The 26,815-nt window shown below is 68.9% G+C and carries 17 protein-coding genes; 6 read left to right on the top strand and 11 right to left on the bottom strand.

From position 1 onward, the window contains the following. Positions 1-192: 192 nt before the first annotated feature. Entirely contained in the window at positions 193-1,464 is a 1,272-nt protein-coding gene (locus AB0N02_RS25290) for a lipase (RefSeq protein ID WP_363951081.1), read from the bottom strand. Positions 1,465-1,540: 76 nt separating this feature from the next. Here AB0N02_RS25290 and AB0N02_RS25295 point away from each other — a divergent pair, with 76 nt between their 5' ends. Further along, positions 1,541-1,948, top strand: coding sequence for a hypothetical protein (locus AB0N02_RS25295; protein WP_363951084.1), 408 nt, complete (start codon positions 1,541-1,543; stop codon positions 1,946-1,948). 11 nt (positions 1,949-1,959) lie between these two features. Further along, a complete protein-coding gene (locus tag AB0N02_RS25300; RefSeq protein ID WP_363951085.1) occupies positions 1,960-2,178 on the top strand; it encodes a helix-turn-helix transcriptional regulator in 219 nt (72 codons plus the stop codon). A 333-nt stretch (positions 2,179-2,511) separates the two neighbouring features. On the opposite strand, the gene AB0N02_RS25305 is transcribed toward AB0N02_RS25300, so the two are convergent. Both AB0N02_RS25305 and AB0N02_RS25310 read right to left on the bottom strand, forming a co-directional pair. Then, positions 2,512-3,114, bottom strand: a complete 603-nt coding sequence (locus AB0N02_RS25305) for a DUF1963 domain-containing protein (protein ID WP_363951087.1) — start codon at positions 3,112-3,114, stop codon at positions 2,512-2,514. 281 nt (positions 3,115-3,395) lie between these two features. Next, positions 3,396-9,281, bottom strand: coding sequence for a glycosyl hydrolase family 18 protein (locus AB0N02_RS25310; protein ID WP_363951089.1), 5,886 nt, complete (start codon positions 9,279-9,281; stop codon positions 3,396-3,398). 1,138 nt (positions 9,282-10,419) lie between these two features. Between AB0N02_RS25310 and AB0N02_RS25315 the strand changes: the two genes are divergently transcribed. Next, positions 10,420-11,652 (top strand): hypothetical protein, encoded by a 1,233-nt coding sequence (locus tag AB0N02_RS25315; protein ID WP_363951091.1) that lies wholly within the window; start codon positions 10,420-10,422, stop codon positions 11,650-11,652. Positions 11,653-11,866: 214 nt separating this feature from the next. On the opposite strand, the gene AB0N02_RS25320 is transcribed toward AB0N02_RS25315, so the two are convergent. Further along, positions 11,867-13,591 (bottom strand): alpha/beta fold hydrolase, encoded by a 1,725-nt coding sequence (locus tag AB0N02_RS25320; RefSeq protein ID WP_363951094.1) that lies wholly within the window; start codon positions 13,589-13,591, stop codon positions 11,867-11,869. A gap of 321 nt (positions 13,592-13,912) precedes the next feature. Here AB0N02_RS25320 and AB0N02_RS25325 point away from each other — a divergent pair, with 321 nt between their 5' ends. Both AB0N02_RS25325 and AB0N02_RS25330 read left to right on the top strand, forming a co-directional pair. After that, complete coding sequence (locus AB0N02_RS25325; RefSeq protein WP_363951097.1) at positions 13,913-14,332, top strand: YciI family protein; 420 nt, start codon at positions 13,913-13,915, stop codon at positions 14,330-14,332. Continuing rightward, a complete protein-coding gene (locus tag AB0N02_RS25330; RefSeq protein ID WP_363951255.1) occupies positions 14,332-15,636 on the top strand; it encodes a DUF6596 domain-containing protein in 1,305 nt (434 codons plus the stop codon). The genes AB0N02_RS25325 and AB0N02_RS25330 overlap by 1 nt, the downstream gene beginning before the upstream one ends. A gap of 55 nt (positions 15,637-15,691) precedes the next feature. On the opposite strand, the gene AB0N02_RS25335 is transcribed toward AB0N02_RS25330, so the two are convergent. From AB0N02_RS25335 to AB0N02_RS25345, 3 genes are all read right to left on the bottom strand, one after another. After that, positions 15,692-16,843: a right-handed parallel beta-helix repeat-containing protein gene (locus AB0N02_RS25335; RefSeq protein WP_363951099.1), complete on the bottom strand. Its 1,152-nt coding sequence runs from the start codon at positions 16,841-16,843 to the stop codon at positions 15,692-15,694. 311 nt (positions 16,844-17,154) lie between these two features. Further along, positions 17,155-18,456: a sigma-70 family RNA polymerase sigma factor gene (locus AB0N02_RS25340; RefSeq protein WP_363951102.1), complete on the bottom strand. Its 1,302-nt coding sequence runs from the start codon at positions 18,454-18,456 to the stop codon at positions 17,155-17,157. Positions 18,457-18,459: 3 nt separating this feature from the next. Beyond that, positions 18,460-18,858, bottom strand: coding sequence for a YciI family protein (locus tag AB0N02_RS25345; RefSeq protein ID WP_363951105.1), 399 nt, complete (start codon positions 18,856-18,858; stop codon positions 18,460-18,462). A 458-nt stretch (positions 18,859-19,316) separates the two neighbouring features. Here AB0N02_RS25345 and AB0N02_RS25350 point away from each other — a divergent pair, with 458 nt between their 5' ends. Continuing rightward, positions 19,317-20,549, top strand: a complete 1,233-nt coding sequence (locus AB0N02_RS25350) for a serine hydrolase domain-containing protein (RefSeq protein WP_363951108.1) — start codon at positions 19,317-19,319, stop codon at positions 20,547-20,549. An 81-nt stretch (positions 20,550-20,630) separates the two neighbouring features. Here the strand turns inward: AB0N02_RS25350 and AB0N02_RS25355 are convergent, their stop codons facing one another. The 4 genes from AB0N02_RS25355 to AB0N02_RS25370 form a co-directional block, all read right to left on the bottom strand. Continuing rightward, positions 20,631-21,440 carry an ATP-binding cassette domain-containing protein gene (locus tag AB0N02_RS25355; RefSeq protein ID WP_363951111.1) on the bottom strand — a complete coding sequence of 270 codons (810 nt, stop codon included), beginning with the start codon at positions 21,438-21,440 and terminating at the stop codon, positions 20,631-20,633. 138 nt (positions 21,441-21,578) lie between these two features. Continuing rightward, entirely contained in the window at positions 21,579-22,892 is a 1,314-nt protein-coding gene (locus AB0N02_RS25360) for a phosphotransferase (protein ID WP_363951114.1), read from the bottom strand. Positions 22,893-22,896: 4 nt separating this feature from the next. Next, positions 22,897-24,600 carry a maltose alpha-D-glucosyltransferase gene (treS, locus tag AB0N02_RS25365; RefSeq protein WP_363951117.1) on the bottom strand — a complete coding sequence of 568 codons (1,704 nt, stop codon included), beginning with the start codon at positions 24,598-24,600 and terminating at the stop codon, positions 22,897-22,899. 43 nt (positions 24,601-24,643) lie between these two features. Next, positions 24,644-26,782, bottom strand: coding sequence for an alpha-1,4-glucan--maltose-1-phosphate maltosyltransferase (locus tag AB0N02_RS25370; RefSeq protein ID WP_363951119.1), 2,139 nt, complete (start codon positions 26,780-26,782; stop codon positions 24,644-24,646). Positions 26,783-26,815: the final 33 nt, after the last annotated feature.

The raw sequence follows: 26,815 nt of genomic DNA on the forward strand, positions 1-26,815 counted from the left end.
CGACAAGGTCAGAGCATGCTGCGGCTGCTCGTCGTCACGGCTGTGGTCAGCGCGGGCGACACCACGGCCACCGGTCGGGGTGCCGGGCCGCCTGCCTCGATGGCGGGTGGGGCTGTCCGAGGTGTCGTCGATCCAGGCCCGGGACCACCGCACGCCCGAAGGGGTGACCGTGGCGCGGGGACGGCCGGTGCCTCATCGGAGGAACCGGATCTGCGGGTAGCGGGGTGAGGGGCGCTGGAGCAGGTGGTTGTCGAGGTGGCGTAGATGAAGGTCGAAGAACGCTCGTACGTAGTCGCGTTGCGCGTGGATGGCGCGGTGCGGGGCGAGGGTGCCGATCGCCTGCGTCACCTGGTCGGGCGTCAGTCCCAGGATGGGCGCGGCCTGGGGTAGCAGCGTTTCCAGGTCGGTGAACGAGATGTGGGTGGAGCCGATGAGGGCCAGTTCGCGTTTCCAGCCGTACTGCCCGGCCCAGAACCGATCCCAGCTGGGATCCTCCGGACCTGGGCCGGGGTCGCTGCCGAAGAGAAGGAAGGGGCGCTCGGTGCCCGCGGTGACGGGAGGCAGAAGGCTTCCGTCCAGGTTGACGCCGGCCCGCAGGCGCCGGTCGGCGCGGATGGCCGCGGCGGCTGTGGCGCCACCGAGGGAGTGGCCGAGCATGCCGACGCGGGACAGGTCGAACGCGCCGGTGAGGGTGGGCGGCAGGGGGCGCCGTCCGGCGTCGGGGTTGTGTCCGGCGTTGAGCGCGGTGAGCTGGTCCAGCACGAATCGGGTGTCCGCGGTGCGTACCGCGAGGGCCTTGGCGATCAGGGCGTCGTCGATGTCGCCGGTGATGGCGAAGGTTTCCACCCGGCCGCCGGGAAACTCGACCTGGTCGGCGTCGTAGGTGTGGTCGATGGCCACGACCAGGTAGCCGTGGCCGGTCAGTTCCTCGATCAGAACGGTGCCGAGGCTGCGGTCGCTGCGCAGGCCCGGCGAGTACAGGACGACCGGCCTCCCGTACCGGCCGGGGTTCACCGGCGCGGCCAGGTGGGCGTGCGTGGTCGGCAGCAGCAGCGTGCCGGGCGGGATGCCCTGTCCCCGCTCGAAGAAGGGGACGGCGCCGGGTGACATCCACGGCGCGGGCGGGTGGCCATGGGCCGCGCGTGCCGGGTACCAGATCTGGATCATGAGTTCACGGGCCGGGCGGGAATCCCGCCAGGGATCGACGCGTGCCCGGTCGACCAGGTGTAACGAGACCGTGCCCAGGGGATGCGGGCCGGTCGGTGCGGGCAGGGTGAGCGGCACCGGGGTCGGCGTGGAGTTGGCGATGGCCGGGGTCGGCGTGGGCTTGGTGGCGACCGGCGAGTCCGCGGCGGGTCGCGACTGGGCGAACGCCGCGGTGGCCATCGGGACGGAAGCGATGGCCGATGCCACGGCGGTACCGAGCAGCGCTCGGCGGGTCAGGAGTCGTCTCTCGTTCAACATCGCCAAAATGTAAGGTGTCCCTTCCATTGAGTCAAGCGACCTTGACTTGATGGAAGGGAAACCTTACATTCATCGCATGGCGAAGCAGCTACAGCAGGACCAGGTGACGCGTGCGGCCCGCCGCGCCGTGCTCATCGACGGCATACCCGTGACCACGTTGGGCGTGATCGCCCTGGCTCTGGGCAGCAGCCCCGATCAGAGCACCGCCCAGAAGGTCTGGTGGATCGCGACCACCACCGTGTTCACCCTCGCGATCGCCTGGGTGCTGCTGCGGGCATTCCGGCGCGCGGACGAGTACCTGCGCAGGATTCAGCTGGAGAGCATGGCCATCGCGTTCGCCGCAGTCCTCGTGGGGCTGCAAGTGGCCACCCTGCTCGATGCCGCAGGCATCATCCAGCTCCATCGGCTCGCGCAGTTGATCCTCCTCGGTGGCATGGCAATCTGGTTGCTGATCGCGGACCTGCGCACCCGCTTTCACCGCTGAAGGGGGCATCTGTGAAGAACCGGCTACGCGAACTGCGTGCAGCTCGCCGATGGAGCCAGGCCGACCTGGCCGACCGGTGCCAGGTCTCCCGACAGGCCATCAACGCCATCGAAACCGAGCGGTACGACCCCAGCCTGCCCTTGGCGTTCACCATCGCCGACGTCTTCGGCCTGACCATCGAGGAAATCTTCCGTCCTGAACGGGCGGAAACGACGGGCAACCCGGCCTGACATCGCGCCTTTTCATCCGGTACAGCGCTTCGATTCCGAAGAGCGGGAACTACCTTGGCCGGCTCGGTGAGCCACAGGTGGAGGGGCAGCGGTGGACCCTCGGTGGACCCTCGGTGGACGCCGACCGTGCGGGATGACTCTCCCCGCCCCCGCGGCACACGGGCCGAGATCGGCGTCGCCACGGCCGATCACGGATGCGGACCGGAAACGGACCATTCCGGAGCCCGGCGAACCGCCGTCGCGGATGCCCGGCGGCAGGTCATCGCTCGGTCACCGCGGGGCCCTGCGCACCGCACGTGACCTCACGGCGAGCCGGGCCCCGGCCCGGGGGTGTCAGCCCTGCAGGACGACGGATGCCGCGTCACAGGGAGGGCAGGCGAAGACGAACGCCTCTCCGCCGCCGAAGTTCATCAGCCAGTTCCGGCTGTAGCCCTCTCTCATCTGCGCGACGAAGCCCATGGGGATGCCGCAGGTGGAACACGCGGGCGTCATGTCGGTCTCCCACCACTCCGCCTCGCCGCCCAGCCAGCCGACCACCTTGAACTCGGCGACCTCATCGGCCGTCTCCGGCTCGACCTCGCAGATGCCGATCTCGAAGCACTGCGGGAGAAGGAACGCCTCTCCGGGGGAGGGCGCGGCCGCCGTGGAGCCCGCGGCGAACAGGTAGGCGCGGTTCCCGCCGGCTTCGGGATCCCATGCCTCGCACTGACCGGGATCGTTGTCGCACATGAAGAACGACAGCATGGCTCCGGGCCGCAGGGACTCGGCGTGGCGGCCGAGGTCGTCCGCCATGAGTTGCAGCAGGAACCGCAACGGGCCGCCGCACACGGAGCAGCGCGGCCAGGAGAATCCCTCCGGCGCCAGCGGCAGGCCGCCGATACGGCTCACCCGGGCTGCGATCTCGACATCCTTCACGAACACCATCGATCCGCTCACGGTCCGGCAGCCTATACCGATCACCCGCCCTTGCCACCCACGCACCCGCGCGGCTGTTCGTTGGCCGTGAGGCTTCCGGAAGAGCCCCCGGAGGGTCTTGTTCCCGGTAGGGGCTGGGGACGGGTGAGCCCCCGCCCCGGCCGGGGAGGCTGGGGCGGGGGCTTTGGCGGAGTGCCGGTTGCTGATGATCTACGCGTGATGTCGTCCGGCGACCCGCTGTTCTCCCAGGTCAGAGTCGCCAGGTCAGAGCCGCCGTCTGTGGCGACGTCACGCGTTGGGACTCAGGAGATGCGGTTGGGTTTGGGGAGGGCGGGTTTCATGTTGGGGTTGGGCTTGCGCCCTTCACGTGGGCCGGTGGGCGGGTTGGCCGGCCGTTGGCCGGGAGTGGCGCTGGGCGGTGTCGTGGGCGGTGTCGTGGGCTGTGTCGTGGGCTGTGTCGTGGGCTGTGTTGTGGGCTGTGGCCCGTCGGCGCCCTGGGTGAGGTTGTGCTGGGGTCCCGGGGTGAGGTTCTGCTGGAGTGAGGAGTCTCCGTAGACGGGGCCGAGTTTCTTCCAGGCGTTGCCCTTGCCGGGTTCGTCGCTCGGGGTGGTCCACCAGTTGGCGCGCCAGTAGAAGCGGTCCCAGATGACGGTGCTCGCGGTGGTGCCGTCGGGATCGCCGGCGACGAGCGCGGTGCCGGGAGTGTTACCGCTGTTTTTGCCCTCGGCGACGTAGGCGGGTTCGTCGTAGTCGTCGCTGTCGAAGGACACCAGCTGGTAGCCGGTGCCGGTGGCGGGAGTGCCGGTGGTGATGCCGTCGTCCTGACCCGGCCTCATGGTGCGAAGCTGCCACCACTGGTGCGGCTCGGCGTCGCAGTCGTGCACGCTGAGCGATTCGAGGATCTCGTCGGCCTGGAGGCATTTGCCGCGGCTCTTGATGCGGTACCAGCCCGCGCCGCCGTCCTCGTCGACGGTCCAGAGCTGGTTCTCGTTGCCCGGCTGGTTCTCCACCAGGTGGGCGCGGTCCCAGTCGGCGGGGTGGTCCATGACGTTGCCGCCGACCCAGTCCACGATCCGCCAGCTGCCGCCGTCCTTCTCGAAGGCGAAGGCGCCGTGGGGGTTGTAGGGGTGACGCTGCCACTGTTCGGCCTGGCAGGCGACCCCGTCGGCGATCTCCGGGGTGACGGTGGTGGCGGCGTCCTGGTCGTTCTGGGTGGAGCCGTAGGTGCGGGGGCCGGTCTTGAGGGTGACGTTGGCCGGGCCGGTGAGCGGCAGGTAGTGGCGCAGCGTGATGTCGCGCCTGGCTCCGGCGGGGATGTCCTCGCAGTAGCCGAGTTTGACGGTCACGCGGTGGAAGTCGGCTCCCAGTCCTCCGGTGTTGGCGCCGTCGCGGCCCTTGTCGATGGTCAGGTTCTTGCCGAACTCCTGGTAGTTCTCGTCCTTCAGGATCGGCGGGGTGGAAGTGGGGATGTCGAAGGAGATCCTGGTTCCCTCCGGCAGCGCGACGCCGGTGTTGTTGGTGATGCGCAGCTTGGGGCGCATCGGGTAGAACGGGTCGTCACTGCTCGTGGGGTCCTTCTCGGTGGGGTAGTCCACGAACTCGGCTGTGACGTCGACCACCTGGTCGGGCAGGTTCGTCTCGCCGGTGCGGCCGGTCCGGTAGCCGCCGGAGCCGCGCAACCCGTCGCTGAGGCGGGTGGTCATGTCGTAGCCCATGCCGTACTCGCCGTCGTCGTCCTTGGCGTAGTCGCCGGCCAGTTCCCACATCATGACGCCGCCGAGTTCGTTGTCGTTGATGTAGTCGATCTTGGCATCGAGCGACTTGTCGTTCTCGGTGGACAGGAACACCTTCTTGTCCGGGTTCCACAGCCAGGAGGCCTTGAGGGCGTCGTCGTACTTCTCCTCGTAGGCGCCCTTCAGCTTGGAGCTCTCCTTGCCGGTGTTGACGTAGGCGCGCAGGTAGCCGGGTGTGGTGCCGTTCTGGAGGTTCTTGGCGTGCCACATCGGGTTGGATCCCGACGCCACCTCCTGGCCGGCGCCGCCCAGGTCGTGCCAGATGTTGTCGATGCCTTCGGCGCCGTTGCCGCAGGAGGAGGGGGTGGCCGAACCCGAGCCCGGGCCGGTGCCGGGCTGGCACTGTCCCTGGTCGGACAGGGCCGCGCTGCCCCACAGACCGTCGGTGCCGCCGGTGACGTTCTGCCAGCCGCGGGTGTAGTAGGGGATGCCGATGTTGATCCGGCCGGGTGGCAGCGCGCCGCGGTAGTAGTGGTAGGCCCAGTCGACGTTGAAGTAGCCGGTCTTGTCGTACTCCTTGGTGGAGTAGAACTTGGCCGCCTCCAGCTCGTTGTCCTTGCCGTCGTCGTACAGCGGGGCCTGGGGGCCGACGAAGTTGTTCCAGGAGCCGTGCATGTCGTAGGTCATCAGGTTGACGAAGTCCAGGTACCGCAGCGCCTGGCCGGCGTCGAAGCCGCGCACCAGATAGCCCGAGGCGGAGGCCGCGGAGGTCAGCAGGTAGTAGCGGCCCCGGTCGGCGCCGGCCCGGTCCAGCTTCTCGCGCAGGGTCTTCATCAGCGCGGTGTAGCCGGCCTGGAGGCCCTTGCGCCGAGGGTCGGACAGATCCCAGTCGGCGGGGTTGCCGGCCTTGGGCAGCGCGCTGGGGTATTCGTAGTCGATGTCCACCCCGTCGAACGCCGCGCCGTACCGATCGAGGAAGTCGGTGACGGAGTCGGCGAAGGTGTCGATGCCGGCCTGGTTGACGCTGCCGTCGGGGTTGGTGGCCATCGCGTAGAAGTTACGGGTGTCGGCCCAGCCGCCGACCGAGATCAGCGTCTTGACCTGCGGGTGTTTCCGCTTGTATTTCGCCAGCAGGTTGAAGTGTCCCTTGTAGGGCAGGGAGTCGTCGGTCTGGGCACCTTGGGCGTCGGGCCAGGTCATGCCGACGGCGGGGTTCCTGGGGTCGCCGATGTCCCCGATGGAGATCTTGTTGTCGTCGATCTTGGCGAAGGCGTAGTTGATGTGGGTCACCTTCGACCACGGGATGTTGGGCACCAGGTAACGCGGCTGGTTGTTCTCGCCGGTGCGCCAGCCGGTGAAGTAGCCGACCACCCGTTTGTCGTGGCCGCCGCCGGCCACCCGTCTGGCGTTTCCGCCACCGCCCAGCCATTCACGGCCGTCGGCGTCATACACCTCGCAGTACGGGGTGTCCACGCCGCGGGTGGCGGCGAGTCCTTCCGGACGGCACTGGGAGTGCGGGCCCGACACCTCGGGCTTGGCCTGCCGGTCGTCTGAGCCCTCGTCATAGGGGGCACCCGCGCTCATCTTCAGCTTCAGCTTGTCCGGGCGCTTGCTGCCGCCTTCCCAGTCGAAGATGCTGCCGCGCAGACTCGGCCACATGGTCGTGAGGTTCACGACGCCCGTCTTGAGAGTGCTCTGCTTGAGATCGTTCAGATTCACCAGCAGCGTCGCCACCTGGGTGCCGGAGACCAGGTCGACCCACATCGCGTTCGCCACCTGGTGCCGCACCAGCGCCGCGTCCACGCCGTGCTCGAACGGGGTGTTCTGCAGCGCCGGGATCGCCGCGCCGATCCATTGCGGTTCCGCGAGCCATTTGTCCTTGTTGGCGTCGATGGTGACCTGCAGCAGCCCCACCCAGTTGAGACTGAAGACCAGTGCCCGGTTGTTCTGGTCCCCGGCGGCGGCGTCCACGCCGTTCTCGAAGGCGGTGTCCCGGAACAGATGGAAGTAGTCCCTGATGGGCGCGGGGCCCTTGACGCGTACGTCGTCGGCGGTGCCGCGCTTCATCTCGACCCGCATGAACTGGTTGCCGCGGAACAGCATCAGTTGGTGCTTGCCGTTGTCCGCCTCGAAGGCGGCGTCGATGCCGTCGGCGAAGTCGGTGCCGCGCAGGCTCGGCCAGTTGTCCCCGGTGTCCTTCACCTCACCGAGCCATCCGTCGGTCTTGCCGAACTGGATGCCGCCCGGATGGATCGTGCCGTCCAGGTCCGCGTCCGGGTTGAAACGGGCGTATTTGCCGCCCTGGAACATGTAGTGATCGCTGAGCCGGAAGCCGTCGCCCCTCCAGTGGTCGGCGGTCTCCACGGCGTCGTCGATGGGCGATCTGCGTGGCCGTACGAAGCGGGGATCGCCGGTCTGCCGCCCGTCGCACTGGAAGTACATCTGTCCCGACTTGTCCATCGTCCGGACGACCTCGCTGAGGCAGGCGCCGAGGGCTTCCTGGCCGTAGGCATTGGGATGGATGTCCTCGACGAGTTGGCCGGACGTGGTGGGACCGTCCACGAACCGCACCCACTCGGCCTGGTAGGCCGGTATCGGCTTCGCCAGTGATTCGCCGGACTGCGCCTGCCGGGTGGACTTCGAGCACAGCTCGTGTCCGGCGAACGCGTCCTCCAGGTCCATGAAGGTCGCGTCGGCGTCCTGGGCCACCTCGCGCAGCATGGCGCCGATGTCTTTGATGAGGGCGTCGCGTGTCCAGGTCAGGTCGGCGTCGTAGAAGGGGCAGCCGCCCGGGTTGTATCGGTCGTAGCGGTCACCCGGGTACCGCATCTCCTCGGCGGGAGGCAGCGGGGAGGGATAGGACTGGAGAACGAGGTTGTAACTGCCCTCGGCCTGCCCGGCCTCGATCATGGTGCGGCGGATCGCGGCCAAGACCTTGGAGACGGATTTGCGCACACCGGCCATCTGGATCTTGAGGAGCACATCGCCGATACGGCATGCAGGGCCGTTGCCCATGAAGAGCGCCACGCATGCCATCACGACGGTGGAGAAGCCGAGGTCGTTGCCGCCGATGGACACCACGATCGTGTGCACCTGGTGTTTCTCGGCGATGTCGGCGAGCTGTTCGATCTGGGGCTTCTCACCCTTGTAGTCCTCGGTGAGGATGTGCTTGGTCTCGGCACCCGAGCACGCGATGTTGAACCTGCGCTCCTTCGGGATCCCGGCGATGTCGGCGCGTTTGATCTCCGCGACGTCGGAGCGGTGACACTTGTCACTGCCGTCGGAGTTCTTCTCATAGACCTGCGTGCCGTCGGCGGCCCGGTCGGTGCCCCAGGAGTCACCCCCGGAGGTGTTGGCGTTGCCCTGCCAGCGCCCTCCCTCACCGGAGATGTAACTGTCTCCCATCGAGACGGTGGCGCCCGGCAGTCCGTCCTCCACCGGGCAGACCTTGCCGGTGGCCGCACGAGGCGCGTTCGGCGCCGCCGGTGCCGTACCGCCCGTGCAGGCGTTCGGGTCGTCCTCGGTACTGAAGATCACCGGATGGTGATCGGAGCCGTACCTCAACGTCTCCAGCTCGGCCTCGTAGCCGCCAACGGCCCCCTTGGCGAACATGTAGTCGAGCTCGGCGCCCTTTTCGTAGGTGCGGGCACCTTGCGAGATGACGCGTTCATCGGGATCCAGGCTCAGGTTGTCGGCCAGTGGCGACTCGTTTTGCGGGAAGTTATCCCTCGCTGTCTGCCTTGTCTGTGCGTTTAAGTCCGTCTTGTAGGCCTTGGAGCCCGAGCTGGGGTACCGGTTCCAGTCGCCCATCGCGGCCCACGCGCCGATGTCTTTGAAGTCGGCCGACTCCTGCAGCTCGGAAAGGTCCTGGACCAGCGTGTCGGCGTTGTTGTACGCACGCTTGGGCTGGCTGGAGGCGTGAATGGAGTAGTACCAGACACCGTCCACCTTCACCCCCAGTGCTGGGAACCCCAGCCCCTCCCAGTCCGGGCGCACATTCACCACATGAACATTCTTGGAGACATCACCGACGTCCAAGGTGGTGACGATCGCGATAGCACGATTGTTTTTGTGGGTTCCGAGCACGAAGGCGGTTCCACGCAGCCTGACGCCGCTCCATGTGCCGTCGAGCTTGTACTTTTTGACCTCGCGCGTCGAGGGACTCGCGGCCGTACCATCCGAGTTGAGGTAGGGCACCTGGTGGGGTTCAGGTGTGGTGCCCAGGAAATCGCCGTTGTTCACTTCCTGGAGGGCGGCGACGGTGACGTCGTAATCATCCATCAGTTTGGGGACCATTTCCGCCCTGTTGCCGGGTCCTCTCAGGTTCCACGTCATCGCGGTCTGCTTCACCTCCCCCGTGGCGGCCTGCTTCACAGCCGCCGCGACGGGGCGCGCGAGCGGTGGGATGAGCTGGAGGAGCCCCGCGAGCAGCACCAGGGCCAGCGGGCCGGCCATCCGGCGGCTCCACTGTCCCACGGGTGTCCGCGCGGCGGGATGCCGCCTCTCACATGACGATAATCGAGACATGGCTTCCTTTCCATTGGTGTGGCGCGGAGAATGACCGGCGTGGTCGGACGGGTGTTGTACGGATGGTCAATGCCGAATGAACGGTTTGTCAATATATGAGTCAATAAGCATTTTCACACCCTGGAAGCACGATGTGAACAGTGCGTACTTCTATTTCGGCACGATGAAAAGAACTGGTGTCGGCCGGTTCTTTCGGCGCCGTTCGGCGCCGCTGATCACGCCTCTGCCGACTGGTGATTCACCGGCGGATTGAAAGGAGCTCGCGACGTTGAAAGGAGGTCGCGACATTGTGGAACCGCTTTCCCGACGCCCGTTCAGGGCGGCTTCCCGGAGACCGTTCAGGGCAGCGGTGATCGTTCTGGCCGGGCGAGTGGGGGCCGGGCGCGGGCCGGCGTGTGGCGGCCGGGCCGGCGGCCGTGACGACCGTGACGAGTGTGGTCACGATCATCGCCGCGAGGAGCGCGGAGCCGCGGCGGCGTACCGGCGCCGGTGCAGCGTGTGACAATTTCCTCACCGAACCTCTCGTGGACTCGTGGACTCGTGGAACGGTGCGCTGACGGCGGCTCGCCGAGCGGTCCCGCGCACCGGACGGTCTGGATGACGAACCCACCGGCTGTCGGCGTCCGGCGGACTCGTCGTCGAAACTCACTTCTTTGCAGGTGGTGGGGGCCGTCTGCCGGGCGGATTATTCGTCCACCCGTTAACCGGATACCGGTCCGCTTTCTTTTTACTTTCCGCTCAAGGGGGGGCGGGCTGTGAGTCTGACTTCATCGGCTTGCGGTTCCCCTGGCGCTCACGTTGGATTGCTGCCGTACATGACGCGTGCGGGTGAGCTCTGGTCTGTTCGACACACGAAATAACTGAAAAGTTCTGAACGGAGTTCGGGGATTTCGCGGCGTCGCGGTCGCGTCACCGAAAGCATTCGTATCGAGGAGCCCGGTACCGGTCCGGTATTCGGTATCCTCGCCGAGGGCGCCGCGCCCGCTCCGCCGGAGCCCCGGTCAATGTGCCGCGCCTCGCCCCGCACCCCGACGGCGTGGCGGGCCGGATCGGGAATCTGGGAGGCATGGAAGACATGAAAAGGGCGACGGTGGCCGCCGGGACGAACAATGCCGATTCCAACGGGACCGGGCCGGGTTCCGGTCTGGTGCCGCGCATCACCCGGCGTGGAAACGGGTGGCGCGTCGGAGCCGTTCTCCTTGCCCTCGGCGTACTGGGCGCGGGCTTCCTCTACGTGAATCGCGACGACAGCCCCGAGGCGCCACCGGCATGGAAGCCTGGACCGTTTGATCCGCCGGTACAGTACGCGTTCGTCCCGCAGGCTTCGGATTGTCACGACCGGTTCGACGCCGAAGACGAGAACACCACGCCGAACATGGTCACGTGTAGCGAATGGCAACTGCGCGTGAACCACAAGAAAGGCGGAGGCAGGCAGGATCTGGATACCGCCGGTGTGAGCTGTGGCGGGGTCGAGATCGGTGACGACGACTGCTCGAGCGACATCCCCCTCTCCGACGCGGCGAGTCAGATCCGCCTAGAAGGCTCTCGTAGAAAGAGCGCACCGCTCCGTATCACTCCGGACGGCCATCATCTTGCGTATTTCAGCAGGCAGCACATGCGGTTCGTCGGCTGGGACCTGCCCACCGCACAGCTCAAGGCCATCTCACCACGGCTGGACGCCAGGGCGTTCGGCGACGTCTCCGGGGTGGAGATATCCCCCGACGGCCGATTCTTCGCGGTCGCGTTCTCCGGTGCCCGTCCTCGGCTGCTGCTCACCGATTTCGTCACCGGTCAGACCTCTGCCTTCCCGGGGCTCTGCAATGTTCAGGGCTTGAGTGAGTCCGCCGCCGTCATCGCGGCCAGACGGACATGCCCGGAGGACGGAGAGAATGATCCCGCGAGTAACACCGTGACGATTCTTGACCACAAGGGAGCGGTCACCGGTGAATGGAGGGGAGGGGACTTCATGGGCGGCCTCTCCCCGGACGGGCGCCTGCTGGTGGAGATTCTCGCCGACGTCGGAGGGAACGGCAAGGAGTACCTCGTCACCTACGACGCGGAGACGGGAAAGACCGTGAACAAGTTGGAGCTACGGCTTCTGTCCGAGCCGAGTGACGCGGTCGGATATGGCTGGCTCAACGCCGATGAATACATCGTCGAGGCCAAGTCTCCTGAGCCCGGCGGATCATTCGGTTATTACCAGGTCGATGTCCGGACCGGGAAATCCCAACGAATCAGAGACCTGGGCCTGAATCCGGGGGCCAAGGTCTTCCTGGGGAAGGTGCACATCGACCGCTGAGGCGTGAACCACGCCACCCCACCCGTCAGTCGTGGCCGTTGCCCCGAAGGGCCGATGCCGCCGATGCCGCCGATGACGGGGAGGGCGGGGAGGGCGGGAAAGGTGCGGAGGGGGAGAGGGACGGAGCGGCGCCGAGGTCGAGCCGTGGCGCTGGCCGGATCGGTGTGCCGGGCGGACCGGCGGGGTCGGCCCGGCGGGGGACGGAGCGGCCTGGTCAGTGGGCCGGGCGGACCGGCAGGGATGGGATGGACCTCAGGCAGGAGCGGTCGCCGGTGGAGCCGGTGCGGATGAAGGTGCTCGCCAGCCGGGCCGCGCAACCGGTCTCCTCCCAGGTCGGCACGTGCCCGGCGGAGGGAACCTCGACGAAGGTGGCCGCCGGGAACTGAGCCGCCGTCAGACGGCCCTGGGAGACGGGGGTGTTGGTGTCGAGATCACCGGAGAGCACGAGGACCGGGACATCGGGTGCGGGGCCCGGGTCGGCGGGCCCGTCGGTGCGGGGCCACTTGAGGCACATGTCGGCGCCGTCCATCACGGCCGCGGTCCAGCCGCGTGCGCTGAACGGCCCGAACTCCCCTTCGGCCCGCCGCAGGGCCTTGTTGAAGGCGGCGGTACGGCCGGGGACGGCGGATCGCCGGTTCCACACGGTCGGGTAGTCGTTGCAGACGATCGACAGGGCCTGCGCCCTGGCGGCCAGTGCCTCGGGCGTCGGGGAGGCCAGGGCCTCGCCCACCTGCTTGGCCACGGCGACGATCGCGGTCGTGTCGCCCGACACCGCCTCCGCGACCGCGGCGGGCAGTTCCGTCCAGATGCGCGGTGTGCCGCCACTGCTGGCCATGTAGAAGTGGATCAGAGCCAGCATGCCTTCGTCGAGTTCCAGGGTCTGGCGACGGCCGGAGACCTCTATCTCGAAGGGGATGGGGGTCTGGCGCAGCCGGGTGGCCAGCCGTTTGAGGTTGCCGATCGCTTCGTCGCCTTGGCAGGCGCCGCCGCTGCGCGCGCACAGCCGCTGGAGCGCCTGCCCCACCGCCTGCGCGTTCGGGCGGCCGAGCGTGTCGAAGCGCAGGGGATAGGCCCCGGACAGGACGACGCTGCGGGTGCGGTCCGGGTGCCGGACGGCGTAGACGGTGCTCAGGTAGGTGCCGTAGGACACGCCGTACAGGTCGACCTTGCCGATGCCCAGCCGCTCGCGGACGGCGTCCAGGTCGTCGGCCAGTTCCGCCGAGGTGTAGCCCCGCGCCCGCGCTCCGAGCCGCCGTCCGCACGCTCCGACCTCGGTGATCTGCCGATCGCGGGGAAGCAGGTCGAAGTTCGCCGGAACGCCGCAGTCGTCCGGCTGGGACGCGCCCGTGCCGCGCGGGTCGACCAGGAGCAGGTCGTGGTCGCCGCGCAGAGCCTTCATGTCCTTGGCGAAGATCTCCGCGAAGGGGATCGCCGCGTTACCGGGACCACCGGGCACCGCCACGATCGTTCCGGCCGCGGGGCGGCCGGTGTCGGTGCGGGGCAGGAGCGCGTAGGCGATCCGGGTCGTGCCCGCGGAGGGCCGGGCGCGGATCAGCGGCACCGTGATCTCTCCGCAGCGGGCCGCCGTACCGTCCACGACCGGGCAGGTGCCGTCGTCCAGCGTGCCGTCGTCCAGCGTGCCGTCGTCCAGCGTGCCGTCGTCCGGCGTGGCGTCGGACCGTCCGGCGGATGCCGCCTTCGCCGCCGATCCGGCCGTGAACACCGATCCGGTTGTGGACGCTGATCCGGCCGTGAACACCGATCCGGCTGTGGATGTCGATCCGGCCGCGGACACCGACCTTGCCGTGGACGCCGCGACGCCCGTGCCTCCCGGCTCGCCCGCGAAGGCCGGCAGGGCCGGCAGGGCCGGCAGGGGCGGCGCCATGGTGGCCAGAGCGGTGCCGATCATGAGGGCGGCGGAGATATGTCGTTTCAACAAGGTCACGTCTCCTTGGGGTGTGGGCAGGGATGAAACCCGTCAATGCTCACGTCGGCGCGACTTCCGGCGATATCCCGCTGGCACCACTTCGATGGGGGTGCAGGCTGTACCTCGGCACGATGTTCGGAGATCGTGGAGCTCTCACCCGTGACGCCGTGTGCTCGGTGTCGCCGAAGTCCGCCACCACGCGAAGGCGTCCGCCGGGGCTTCGATGGGGTAGAAAAATGGTCTCCGTTCGTCTGCCGTGTCGATCCGCGGCCGTCCCGTTCGACCTAGGGGTGGGAGGGGCGAGAGGCGCCCCCGATGTCAAGGAGACCGAAGATGGCGAAGTACATGCTGATCATGCGAGGCACGGACGAGTCCCTCGCGAAGATGATGCAGACGCCCTTCGAGGAGATGCTCGAGACGATGGGGCGTTTCAACGAGGAGATGATCCGGGCCGGCGTGCTCGTCGCCGCCGAGGGGCTGGACGACCCGGCCCAGGGCGTGGTGGTCGACTTCGGGGGCGAGACGCCGATGGTCACCGACGGTCCGTACGGCGAGACGAAGGAGCTGTTCGGCGGCTTCTACCTGATCGACGTGGCCTCGAAGGAGGAGGCGGTCGAGTGGGCCAAGCGGCTGCCGGCGGTCGTCGGCTCGAAGTGTGAGATCCGCCGCGTGCCGAGCATCGACGAGTTCCCGCAGGAAAACGAGTGGATCAGCAAGGAGCGGGCGTGGCGCGAGCGGACCGGTCAGCTCTGATGCCCGCGGCCACCGGTGGCCCGCCGAGCACGGAGGCGGCGCGGCGGGCCGTCGAGGCCGTCTGGCGGATCGAGTCCGCGAGGATCGTCGGTGCGCTGGCCCGCTACACCGGGGACTTCGAGCTGGCCGAGGACGTCGCTCAGGAGGCGGTGGCCGAGGCGCTCGTCACCTGGGCGCGCGACGGTGCTCCGGACAACCCGGTGGGCTGGCTGCTCACGACCGCGCGGCGGCGCGCCGTCGACGGTTTCCGCCGCCGGTCGGCGCTCGGCGAGCGGTACGGCATGCTCGCCGGGCGGCTCGCCGAGGGCGAGACGAGCTCCGGCGCGACGGCCCCGCCGGACCGGCCGGACGACCTGCCGTGGGATCCCGACCGGATCGACGACGACGTCCTCGCGCTGATGTTCGTGGCCTGCCATCCGGTGCTCTCGCCCGAGGCCCGCGTGGCCCTGACGCTGCGCGCGGTCGGCGGCCTGTCGAGCGAGGAGATCGCCCGGGCGTTCCTCGTGTCCGTGCCGACGGTCCAGGCCCGGATCACGAGGGCGAAGAAGACGATCGCCGCGGCGAAGGTGCCGTTCGAACTGCCGCCGTCGGAGGAACGGCGCGAGCGGCTCGGCGCTGTCCTGAGCGTGCTGTACGTGATCTTCACGGAGGGGTCGACGGCCACGGCCGGTGACCGCCTGCTGCGCACCGATCTCGCCTACGAGGCGATCCGGCTGGCCCGGACGCTGGCCGCACTGCTGCCCGGCGAGCCGGAGGTGTACGGGCTGCTGGCCCTGTTCGAGCTCACGGCCGCGCGCTTTCCCGCACGCACCGGGCCCGACGGCGAGGCGGTGCTGCTGGAGGATCAGGACCGGCGCCTGTGGGACCGGTCGGCGATCCGTCGAGGTCTGGCCGCGCTCGACCGGGCCTCGGCCGCGGGGCGGGGCCTGGGGCCGTACGGTCTGCAGGCGGCGATCGCCGCCTGTCACGCGTCGGCGCCCTCGGTGCCGGAGACCGACTGGGAGCGCGTCGTGCTCCTGTACGAGGCGCTCGGCCGTGTGGCTCCCTCGCCCGTCGTCGAGCTCAACCGGGCAGTCGCCGTCGCGATGGCGAACGGACCACAGTGGGCGCTGCCCATCGTGGACGAGCTGATCGCCTCCGGCCGCCTGCCGGGGTCGCACCTGCTCCCGAGCGTGCGCGGCGAGCTGCTCGCCCGGCTCGGCCGGACCGCCGAAGCGCGGGCCGAGCTGGAACTCGCCGCCCGGCTGTGCCGCAACGCCCGCGAACGATCGGTACTGCTGCGCAAGGCGGCCGCGCTGACGTGACATCCGTTCGCCTCCCCGTGTCCGGGGAGGCGTTCCGGCGTACCGGACCGGAAGATCAGGCGCAGGTGAGGCTGGGGTTGGGGCGGGGGCCGCAGGGGCCGCGGTTGCCGCCGCCGTCGGTCACCGAGCCGGGCTTGGCCCAGATGAGGAACCCTCCGTTGGCCAGGCCGGTGTTGCGGGCCAGGGTGAGGTCGGGCTGCGGGGCGGTGCCGATGAAGACGTGCAGACCGCCGCGGACGGTGTTGCCGCCCAGGTCGGTGAGCTTGCGGGGGGAGGCGCCGTTGCCGAAGAAGATGTTGTCGGCGATCGGGTTGGGGTTGACGCCCATGGAGCTCTGGTTGATCAGGAGCCCGACCGTCCGGTTACCGTGGAAGACGTTGTTCCGCACGATGGGGACGTCGAATCCGTTGCTGCCCAGCAGGCCGATGGAATTGTTCATGAAGACGTTTCCGTCGATGGTGGTCCGCTGGGTGAGGGGGCCGCCGTTCTTGATCTCGAAAGCCGTTTCCGAATTCCGGAAAAGGTTGTCCTGAAACAGGTCGCTCCCGGAGTCGGCGCCGATCGTGACCGGGAAGTTGTCGAAGATGGTCCCGTTGTAGGTGCCTCCGGTGGACCTCTCGGTGGTCAGCCTGCCGTTGGTCAGCGTGCTCGACACCACCGTCCAGCCGGTCGAGTCCTGGATGTTCACGTCCCGGCGTACGGTGCACTGCTCGATCGTCGCCGTGGCCGCCACGAGGGACAGGCCCTCCGCGACACAGGTGTTCGGTGTCCCGCTCATGGCCAGTGTGGCGTTGCGGACCAGGGTCTTTCCCGAGGTCTGGTCCTTGCCGAGAACCTGTACGTCGGAGAGTGTCGCGCCGGCGCGGACGTCGGAGCCGGGGCGGTACACGGACAGGCCGGTCTCGGCCGTTCCCACGATCTTGCCGTTCTTCACGGTGACGCCCGTGGCCTCCACGGTGAGCCCGGTGCCGGTGAAGGTGTGGCCGCCCAGGTCGAGGGTCACGCCGTCGGTGTCGATTCTCAGTCCGCCGTCGGCGCAGGTCAGGTCGGCGGTCAGGGTGGTGCCGGCGGACAGTGTGTCGCCGCAGTTCACGGCCGCCGCGCTCGCCCGTGCCGGCGTTGTCCCGGCCAGGGTGACCAGCAGGGCGCATGTCAGGGGCAGTCCGGCCCCGCGTAACAGTCGTGCCGTTTTCCTTTCGTTACCCATGCTTGCTCCTTCGGGGTTCTGGGGAATCTCTCGACTTTCCCTCCGGATCACCGGGAAGGGAGTTTCCGGTGAGAAGGATCACAGCCAAGATTGCCTGGTAGACGAAAGTTGTAAAAGCCAGTAAATCCACTCGTAAGGGTCTTAGGAATCAAGCTGTTTCGGGAGTGGTGTTCTGATGCGGATGGTGCAGGAGAGGGCTGAGGGGTCTCTGAAACGTCCGGGACCACCGGAACGGCAAGCGGCGTGACCGCCCATGGTTCTCGGTCGACGTGACGTCCGCGGTTCTCGGTCGATGTGACGGTCCGCGGTCCTCAGGCGGGAGCCGGTGGCCGCCCGGTGGCGGGCCGGGCCTCGTCGTCCGCGGGAGGGATCGCAGCCGCGAGCCGGGCGGCGCGGGTGATGAGGTGGTTCCGCTCCGGGGTGCTGGCCGTACGGCCGGCCGCCGCCCGATAGTCGTCCACCGCGCCTCGCAGGTCACCGGCCATCTCCAGGAAGTGGGCCCGGGCCGCGTGGAGGCGGTGGTGTCCCGCCAGGCGTCCGTCGGCCTCCAGCGCCTTGAGCAGGTCGAGGCCGACGGCGGGGCCGTGCACCATGGCGGCGGCGACGGCGCGGTTGAGCGAGACCATGGGGTTGTCGGACATGCGTTCCAGCAGGCCGTACAGGGCCAGGATCTGCGGCCAGTCGGTCTCCTCCGCCGCCGGGGCCTCGTCGTGGAGCGCGGCTATCGCGGCCTGGAGCTGGTAGGGACCGACCGCGCCCCTGGGCAGGGTGGCGGACAGCAGCGCGACCCCCTCGGCGACGGCCTCGCCGTCCCACAGGCTCCGGTCCTGTTCCGCCAGCGGGATCGGGATGCCGTCCGTGTCGGTCCGCGCGGGCCGCCGGGCGTCGGTGAGCAACATCAACGCGAGCAGCCCGGCCGCCTCGCAGTCGTCGGGGAGCAGGCCGTGGAGCATCCTGGCCAGCCGGATCGCCTCGCGGGACAGCTCCACGCGGTGCAGGTCGAAGCCGGTGCTGCTGGCGTAGCCCTCGTTGAAGATGAGGTACAGCACGTGCAGCACCGAGGCGAGCCGCCGTCCCCGCTCCTGAGGGTCCGGCATGCGGAACGGGATGCCGGACGCCTTGATGCGCTGCTTGGCCCGGCTGATCCGCTGCGCCATGGTGGCCTCGGGCACCATGAACGCCCTGGCGATCTCAGCGGTGGTCAGGCCGCCCACGGACCGCAGAGTGAGGGCGATCGCCGACGCCGGGGTCAGCGCGGGGTGACAGCACAGGAACAGCATGACCAGCGTGTCGTCCCGGTCCGTCTCATGCGCGGTGTCGGCGGGCGGCGCCGCCCGGGGGCCGAGGGGCGCCTCCGTGGCCACCCGTTCCTCCCGGCGGCGCCTGGCCTGCTCGTTGCGCACCTGCTCGACCATCCGGCGGTGGGCGACCTGGACGAGCCAGCCCCGCGGATTGCCGGGCAGGCCTTCCCCCGGCCACTGGGCGAGGGCGTCGAGCATCGCCTCCTGGACCGCGTCCTCGGCGGCGTCGAAGTCTCCGAAACGCCGGGTGAGCAGGCCGACGACCTGCGGCGCGAGTTCGCGCAGCAGGTCGTCGACGGCCGGATCGTCCAACGGTCAGAAGTCCTCCGGCGGGCCCGACATCACCTGGCGTACCTCGATCGGCATGTTCAGCGGCTTACCGCCGGGGCCGGGCGCGGCCGAGAAGCCCGCGGCGATCTCGATCGCCCGCTCCGCGCTCTCGCAGTCGAGGATCCAGTAGCCGACCAGGAACTCCTTCGTCTCGGGAAAGGGCCCGTCGGTGACGACGGTGGCGCCGCCGGCGCCGGCCCGCACGATCCTGGCCTGGTCCGGCTCGGCCAGTCCCTGCGCCTCCACGAACTCCCCGGCCTCGACGAGCTTGGCGTTCGTCTCGTGCATGAACGCGATGTGGTCCTTGATGTCCTGCGGGGGCCAGGTGTCCATCGGCGGGAGATTGCTCAACTGGTTGAACTGCATCAGCAGCATGTACTTCATGTTCCACTCCCTGTACTGCGTGCACGCCCTCGCGGGCGATCTCACGCGGTTCTCGCTTGGCTCTCACCCGTTGGTCGAAGCACGTCCTCGCACTCTCGACATCCTGGCGGGCGTACGCGGAAAAAAATCCACGGAGGTCCGTACGGCGCGTCCGCCCATCGTGCCGTCCGCCCACCGTGCCGTCCGCCTGTCCTGCCGTCCGCCTGTCCTGCCGGGCGGTCGCGGTCCGCCCGTCGTGCCGGGTGGTCGCGGTCCGCGCGGCCCCGGGTCGGTTCCGCCCCGGGGCCGTGTGTGGCGGGAGTCGCGTGGATCGGGGACGACATCGGGAACGAAACTGTCGGTCCCCGGTGGGAGGCTGAGTTCCTGCCGCGCCCCGGGTGTCCTTCTGACGGGACGGCTCCGCGTCACGCGGGCCGGGCGGCCCAGGAAGCCGACCCCCGACCTCGGAGATCACGAAGATGACAGATTCCACGCTGCGAGCCGGGCTCGACCGGCTGCACGAGGCGATGGCGGCCCGCGTCGCGAAGGGTGAGCTGCCCGGTCTGGTGACCCTCGTCGCACGCGGAGACGAGACGCACGTCGACGCGATCGGGACGACGACGTTCGGCGGTGACGAGCCGATGCGTCGCGACACGATCTTCCGTGTCGCGTCGATGACGAAGCCGGTCCTCGCCACGGCGGTGATGACGCTGGTCGAGGAGGGCAGGCTGGCGCTCGACGAGCCGGTCGACCGGCTGCTTCCCGAGCTGGCCGACCGCCGGGTGCTCAGGCGGATCGACGGCCCGCTCGACGACACGGTGCCCGCCGTCCGCCCGATCACGGTCGAGGACCTGCTGACGTTCCGCCTGGGGTACGGCGTGCTGATCGAGCCCCCCGCCGCCCCGGCGGACCCCACCGCCGATCCGCTTTTTCCCGCCGTCGACCCGCCCTATCCCGTCGTCGAGGCGGCCAAGGAGCTGCGGCTGGTCACCGCGGATCCCGACCCTCGCACGCCGCACGACCCCGACGAGTGGATCAGGCTCTTCGGGACGCTCCCGCTGATGCACCAGCCCGGCGAGACATGGCAGTACAACGTCGGCTCGCTCGTGCTGGGCGTCCTGGTCGCCCGCGCCTCCGGTCTGCCGCTGGAGGACTTTCTCAGGAACCGTCTCTTCGAGCCGCTGGGCATGATGGAGACGGGCTTCTCCATGCCCGCCGAGCACCTCCACCGGCTCCCGGAGCACTACATGACCGATCCCCGGACCGGGAGGATGGAGCCGCAGACGCTGACCGCCCGGGAGGAGTGGACCAGGCCTCCGGCGTTCCCCTCGGGCGCGGCGGGCCTGCTGTCGACCGTCGACGACTACCTCGCCTTCGCCCGCCTGCTGCTGGCCAAGGGGGTCCACGGCGGTGAGCGGCTGCTGTCGGAGAGGTCGGTCGAGCTGATGACGACCAACCACCTGACACCGCGGCAGACGGCCGACGGCGGCTTCGTGCTCGGCGGCCGCGGCTGGGGATACGGCGTGGCCGTCGCCACCGAGCCCGACGAGGTGTCGTCCGTTCCCGGCCGCTACGGCTGGGATGGCGGCTACGGCACCGTGTGGTTCAACCACCCCGGCCGGGACCTCGTCGTGATCGCCATGACGCAGGTCTCCGACTTCCTTTTCAACGGTTCGGTGGCCGACCTCGGAACGCTGGAACCCGGTTCGTGACGGGGAGACGCCGCCCGGCGGCGCCGGGGAGGTCGGTGAGTTCGATACGAGAAGGTCAGGACGTACGCGGGGGGATCACCTTCACGCGGTCGTGGTCGCGCCCAGGAGGTGCAGGATGTGGCGGCGCTGGACGCGCAGCTCCGCCTCGTCGGTCTGCCGGGGTCTGGGCGCGGTGATCGGGAGGTCGGCGAGAACGCGCGCGGGGCGGTCCGACAGCACGATCACGCGGTCGGCCAGGCGCAGCGCCTCGTCCACGTCGTGCGTGACGAGGATCGCGGTGAAGCGCCTGCCGAGCCAGAGGTTCAGCAACTCCCGCTGCATCGCCAGGCGGGTCGGCGTGTCGAGCCCGCCGAGCGGCTCGTCGAGCAGCAGCACCTCTGGCTCGTTCACCAGGGCGCGGGCGAGGGCGGCGCGCTGCGCCATGCCGCCGGACGGCCGGCCGGGGTAGGCGTCGGCGAGCGCGTCGAGACCGACCAGCTCCAGCGCGGCGCCGACCCGGTCGTGGTGCTCGCGCGGCCTGCCTCTCACCTGCGGACCGATCTCGACGTTGCGGCGGACCGTACGCCAGGGGAACAGGGGCGGATCCCGGAGTACCAGCGCCCTGCTCGGATGGGGGCCCCTGATCGGCCTGCCGTCGGCGCGCAGCCGTCCCCGGGTGGGTCTCTCCAGGCCCGCGAGCAGCCGTAGCAGGGTGGACTTGCCGCTGCCGCCGGGCCCCATCACGGCGGCGAACTCCCCGGGACCGACCGACAGCGTCAGGTCGTCGAGCACCGGCAGCGGCCTGTGGCCCAGCGCGTACTCGTGGCCGAGGCCCATGACGCGGATACCGGCGGAACCGCCGGGGGTGCCCTCTCCCGCCACCCACCGGTCTTCCGTCACGGGGTGCGTCATGTGATCAGGCTACGCACACCCCCCTGGATTTACAAGTTTTCCTACCAGTTTAATTGGTATTTGAGCCGCCGCGGCCCACCGGCGTATCGAGGAACGCGCCGCCGTCGGCAAGATCATCCTGATCCCCTGACGGCCCGCTCAGTGGTTCGGCCGGAAGGCGGCCATCGGGATGGGCAGCCAGGTGGGGCGGTTGCGGGCCTCGTAGGTGACCTCGTAGACGGCCTTGCTCAGCTCCAGGGCACGCAGCAGGACGGCGTCCTTGGCGTGTACGCTGCCGCCGCCCGCCGAGTAGCCCGCCAGGAAGGACGAACGGTTCAGCTCGGCCCATTCTGCGGCCCTGGGCAGCAGCTCCTCGGCCCGCGGATTGCCGGCCAGCAGGTGGCGGGCGGCGTAGTCGAAGGAGCGGAGCATCCCGGCCACGTCGCGCAGCGGGGAGGACAGGGCGCGGCGCTCGGCCAGCGGCTGGCCGGGCTCGCCCTCGAAGTCCAGGACGACCCAGTCGGTGGTCGTGCGCATCACCTGGCCGAGGTGGTAGTCGCCGTGGACGCGCTGGACCGGGATCTCCGGGACCACGTCGGCGACCCGCTGGTAGGCCTCCTCGACCACCCGCGCGTGCTCGGCCAGGCCGGGCACCTCGGTGATCGCCTGGTTGAGGCGCCGGCGCTGGTCCTCGACCATCTGCTTGACGTCCTGGGACTCCATGACGTCGGTGGGGAAGGCGGTGGCCAGCTCGTGGTGGACCTCGGCGGTCGCGACGCCCAGCCGGTAGGACTCGGAGCTGAAGTCGCCGCCCGCCTCCGCGGCCGAGGGTTCCATCGAGGCGTACAGGTCGCGGACGCTGGTCAGGGCCAGGGCCCAGCCGTCGTTGGCGGTGGCGAGGAACTCCTGGGTCATCGCCAGGGTGGTCGGCTCGCCGTCGAGGTCGATCTCGATCCAGCCGTACGGCTGCGCGATGTGCCCCGCCCCGTGCCGCGCCAGCGCGGTGACGATCTCCAGCTCGGGGTTGACGCCGGGGATGAGGCGGCGGAACAGCTTGCAGATGTAGGTCTCGCCGTACACCAGCGAGGTGTTGGACTGCTCCGCGCCGAGCACCAGGCTGCGCAGCGAGGTGTCGATCTCGGTCCCCTCCATGCGGCGGAAGCGGAGCGGGCCGAGATCACGGTTCTCGGCCATCCCCCGCAGCAGGGTCTGGGTGAGGTCGGGGTCGTAGACGGCGTCGTAGTAGCCGTCGCCGATCCGGGCGTGGCTGAGGCGCCCGTCCGTCTCGCCCTCCGTGCCGAGCAGGAGCTGGTAGCGGTCGCGCTCCCCGGCCTGCCGTACCGAGATGATCAGGTGGCGCAGGCCGGGACGGAGCTGGAGGTCGGATTCGATCTCCAGCTCGTCGATCGGGCGCCCCTTACCGGCGAACCATCGTTGATGGGTGATCCAGCCGGAAAGGAGCTCCGTCAACACGGCTTTACGCCTCCTGGGATGCGGGTGGCAGGGTGAACCAATAGAACCCATGCCCAGGAAGCGTCAAAAGATACGGAAGTTCGCCAATCGGCGGGAACGGAACTCCGCCCATCGTCTCGACGGGCACCGATCCCTCGAAGCGGCGCAGGTCCAGCTCGACCGGCTGGGGGAAACGCGACAGGTTGTTGACGCACAGCATCCGGTCGTCGCCCAGCTCGCGCACGTAGGCGAGGACGCTGGGGTTGGAGGAGTTCAGCTCGGTGAACGCCCCGAGGCCGAAGACCGGGTGACGCTTACGGATGTCGATCATGCGCTTGGTCCAGTGCAGCAGCGACCCGGAGCTCTTCTGCTGCGCCTCGACGTTGATCGCCTGGTAGCCGTAGATCGGGTCCATGATGATCGGGAGGTACAGCCGGCCCGGGTCGGCCTGGGAGAAGCCCGCGTTGCGGTCGGGACTCCACTGCATCGGGGTGCGCACGCCGTCGCGGTCGCCCAGCCAGATGTTGTCGCCCATCCCGATCTCGTCGCCGTAGTAGAGCACGGGCGAGCCGGGCAACGACAGCAGCAGCGCGGTGAACAGCTCGATCTGGTTGCGGTCGTTCTCCAGCAGGGGGGCGAGCCGCCGCCGGATGCCGACGTTGGCCCGCATCCGGGGGTCCTTGGCGTACTCCGAGTACATGTAGTCGCGCTCGTCGTCGGTCACCATCTCCAGCGTCAGCTCGTCGTGGTTGCGCAGGAAGATGCCCCACTGGCAGTTCTCCGGGATCTTCGGCGTCTGGGCCATGATCTCCGAGATCGGGTAGCGCGACTCCCGCCGCACCGCCATGAAGATGCGCGGCATCAGCGGGAAGTGGAAGGCCATGTGGCACTCGTCGCCGCCGGTCGCGGGGTCGCCGAAGTACTCGACCACGTCCGCCGGCCACTGGTTGGCCTCGGCCAGCAGTACCCGGTCGGGGTAGATCCGGTCGACCTCGGCCCGGATCCGCTTGAGGTACTCGTGGGTCTTGGGCAGGTTCTCGCAGTTGGTCCCGTCCTGCTCGAACAGGTAGGGGATGGCGTCCATCCGGAACCCGTCGATGCCGAGGTCCAGCCAGAACCGCAGCACCTCCAGCATCGCGTCCTGCACGTCCGGGTTCTCGTAGTTGAGGTCCGGCTGGTGGGCGAAGAAGCGGTGCCAGTAGTACTGCTGGCGCACCGGGTCGTAGGTCCAGTTGGACGACTCGGTGTCGACGAAGATGATCCGGGCGTCCTTGTAGAGCTCGTCGTCGTCGTTCCAGACGTAGAAGTCGCCGAACGGCCCCTCCGGATCGTGGCGGGAGGCCTGGAACCAGGGGTGCTGGTCGCTGGTGTGGTTCATCACCAGGTCGGCGACGACGCGCATGCCCCGCTTGTGGGCCTCGTCGACCAGCTTGACGAAGTCTCCCAGGTCTCCGAACTCCGGCAGGATCTTCATGAAGTCCGCGATGTCGTAACCGCCGTCGCGCAGCGGTGACTCGTACAGGGGCAGCAGCCAAAGGCAGTCCACGCCGAGCCACTGGAGATAGTCCAGCCTGTCGATCAGACCGCGGATGTCTCCGGTGCCGTCTCCGTTGGAGTCGGCGAATCCCCGGATGAGCACCTCGTAGAAGACCGCGCGCTTGAACCAGTACGGGTCGCGCGGCTTCTCCTCGTCGAAGGTGTTCGGAATTGGCTCAGGTACCTGACTCACCAGTGGACTCCCCGCTGTTTGCCGGTATGCGTACCCGGCCGGCTCACCGCTGGTTCGCCGTGGCACGCAGAGTGAAGATGTGTGCTGAGTGGATATGAGGATCGAGGCGCACGTAGTTGGACTGTCGCCAGTGGTAGCTCTCACCGGAGAGTTCGTCGTCCACGACGAACTCGGCGTTCCAGTCGAGACCCAGGGCGGGCATGTCCAGCGAAACCGTCGCCTCGTGGGTGTGGTGCGGATCGAGGTTCACGACAGTCAGGACCACGTCGCCCTGGCCGTGCCGTCGTGTGGCCGTGTCATAGGCGCCGGGCAGCCGCTTGGAGAAGCAGACGATGTCCGGATGGTCGACGCTGTGGAATCGTAGGTTACGCAGTTCCTGGAGCGCCGGGTGTGCTCTTCGCAACAAATTAAGTTGCGTGATCAGAGGCGCCAGGCTACGGCCCTCTCGTTCAGCCTCGACCCAATCGCGAGGTCTGTACTGATATTTCTCGCTATCTAGGTATTCTTCACTACCGGGTCGAACCGGGACATTCTCCGCAAGTTCATAGCCCGCGTAGACACCCCACGTCGGCATCGACATCGCCGCGAGAATGGCTCTAATCCTGAATGCCGCGACTCCCCCGTGTTGGAGGTATTCGTGGAGAATGTCCGGTGTGTTAACGAACACATTCGGCCGCAGGAAGTTCGAGGTCCGGTGGGAGAGCTCGGTGAAATACTCCTCGATCTCCGGCCGGGTGTTGCGCCAGGTGAAGTACGTGTAGGACTGGTGGAAGCCGACCTTGGCCAGCGCGTGCATCATCGGGGGCCGGGTGAAGGCCTCGGCCAGGAACAGCACGTCCGGATCGGTCGAGGCGATGTCGGCCGTCAGCCGCTCCCAGAACTCCACCGGCTTGGTGTGCGGGTTGTCGACCCGGAAGATCCGCACGCCGTGGTCCATCCACAGCCGCACCACCCGCTTGACCTCGGCGTAGATCCCCTCGGGGTCCTTGTCGAAGTTCAGGGGGTAGATGTCCTGATACTTCTTCGGCGGGTTCTCGGCGTAGGCGATCGAGCCGTCGGCGCGGATGTTGAACCACTCCGGGTGCTCCCTGACCCAGGGGTGGTCGGGCGCGCACTGCAGGGCCAGGTCGAGGGCGATCTCCATGCCCAGCTCGCGGGCCTTGGCCACGAAGGCGTCGAAGTCGTCGAAGGTGCCGAGGTCGGGGTGGATGGCGTCGTGCCCGCCCTCCTCCGAGCCGATCGCCCAGGGCGAGCCGGGATCGTACGGCTCGGGCGTCAGGGTGTTGTTGCGGCCCTTGCGGAAGCTGTGCCCGATCGGGTGGATCGGGGGCAGGTAGACGACGTCGAAGCCCATCCTGGCGACGGCGGGCAGCCGGCTCGCGGCGGTCTTGAAATTTCCGGACTTGGGAGCGGCGTCCCGGTCGACGATCGCCCCCTCGGAGCGCGGGAAGAACTCGTACCAGGACCCGAACAGCGCCCTGCGCCGGTCGACCTTGACCACCCGCCTGGCGGAGCGGGTCACCAGCTCGCGCAGCGGGTGCGCCCGCAGCAGCTCGGCCGTCTCGGGAAGCCGGGCGACCGCGTATCGGGCACGGGGGTCGAGGTTCTTGTCGCGCAGCTTGGCGGCCACCGCCTGCAGCGCGGCCCGGTGCCCGCACACGGGGGCCTGCGCGGTCTTCCCCCGCGACGTCGCCGAGGCCGCCGCCGCCTTGGCGCCCCTGCCCGAGGCCCGGCCGGCCGGCGTCCCGGTCCCGGTGCCCCTGCCGCCCTGGGACGCGCAGTCGGCGGGCCGTACGGCCTTGGCGGCACGGTCGAAGAGCCGGGCGCCCTCCTCGCACATCAGCTCGGCGTCCAGGTCACGCGGGATCTTGATGCCCGCGTCGTGCAGCCAGGTGGCCATCGGGTCGCCCCAGGCCTCGACGCGGAAGTGCCACTCGCCCTCGGCCGGCAGCGTCACCTCGACACCCCAGCGGTCGGTGCCCGGTGCCAGCTCGCGCATGGGCAGCAGCGGGCCGCGCACGCCGTCCGGTCCCGTCAGCACGGCACCGGCGGCCACCGCGTCGTGTCCCTCGCGGAACACGGTCGCGGTGATCTCGAAGGTCTCACCCGCGGCCGCCTTGGCGGGGTAGCGCCCGCACTCGACCGTAGGCTGGATGTCCTGGATTGGAATTCGTCCGATCATCGCGTCTCAAGGTAGCGACGGCACGCCCGGTGC

The sequence above is a fragment of the Streptosporangium sp. NPDC051022 genome (genome assembly GCF_040683035.1).
Classification (GTDB): domain Bacteria; phylum Actinomycetota; class Actinomycetes; order Streptosporangiales; family Streptosporangiaceae; genus Streptosporangium.

What these genes read in the sequence shown, in the direction of transcription:
- AB0N02_RS25290 (WP_363951081.1), bottom strand. Translation starts at nt 1,464, where the DNA reads ATGTTGAACGAGAGACGACTCCTGACCCGCCGAGCGCTGCTCGGTACC.
- AB0N02_RS25295 (WP_363951084.1), top strand. Translation starts at nt 1,541, where the DNA reads ATGGCGAAGCAGCTACAGCAGGACCAGGTGACGCGTGCGGCCCGCCGC.
- AB0N02_RS25310 (WP_363951089.1), bottom strand. Translation starts at nt 9,281, where the DNA reads ATGGCCGGCCCGCTGGCCCTGGTGCTGCTCGCGGGGCTCCTCCAGCTC.
- AB0N02_RS25315 (WP_363951091.1), top strand. Translation starts at nt 10,420, where the DNA reads ATGGAAGACATGAAAAGGGCGACGGTGGCCGCCGGGACGAACAATGCC.
- AB0N02_RS25325 (WP_363951097.1), top strand. Translation starts at nt 13,913, where the DNA reads ATGGCGAAGTACATGCTGATCATGCGAGGCACGGACGAGTCCCTCGCG.
- AB0N02_RS25330 (WP_363951255.1), top strand. Translation starts at nt 14,332, where the DNA reads ATGCCCGCGGCCACCGGTGGCCCGCCGAGCACGGAGGCGGCGCGGCGG.
- AB0N02_RS25335 (WP_363951099.1), bottom strand. Translation starts at nt 16,843, where the DNA reads ATGGGTAACGAAAGGAAAACGGCACGACTGTTACGCGGGGCCGGACTG.
- AB0N02_RS25345 (WP_363951105.1), bottom strand. Translation starts at nt 18,858, where the DNA reads ATGAAGTACATGCTGCTGATGCAGTTCAACCAGTTGAGCAATCTCCCG.
- AB0N02_RS25350 (WP_363951108.1), top strand. Translation starts at nt 19,317, where the DNA reads ATGACAGATTCCACGCTGCGAGCCGGGCTCGACCGGCTGCACGAGGCG.
- AB0N02_RS25355 (WP_363951111.1), bottom strand. Translation starts at nt 21,440, where the DNA reads ATGACGCACCCCGTGACGGAAGACCGGTGGGTGGCGGGAGAGGGCACC.
- AB0N02_RS25370 (WP_363951119.1), bottom strand. Translation starts at nt 26,782, where the DNA reads ATGATCGGACGAATTCCAATCCAGGACATCCAGCCTACGGTCGAGTGC.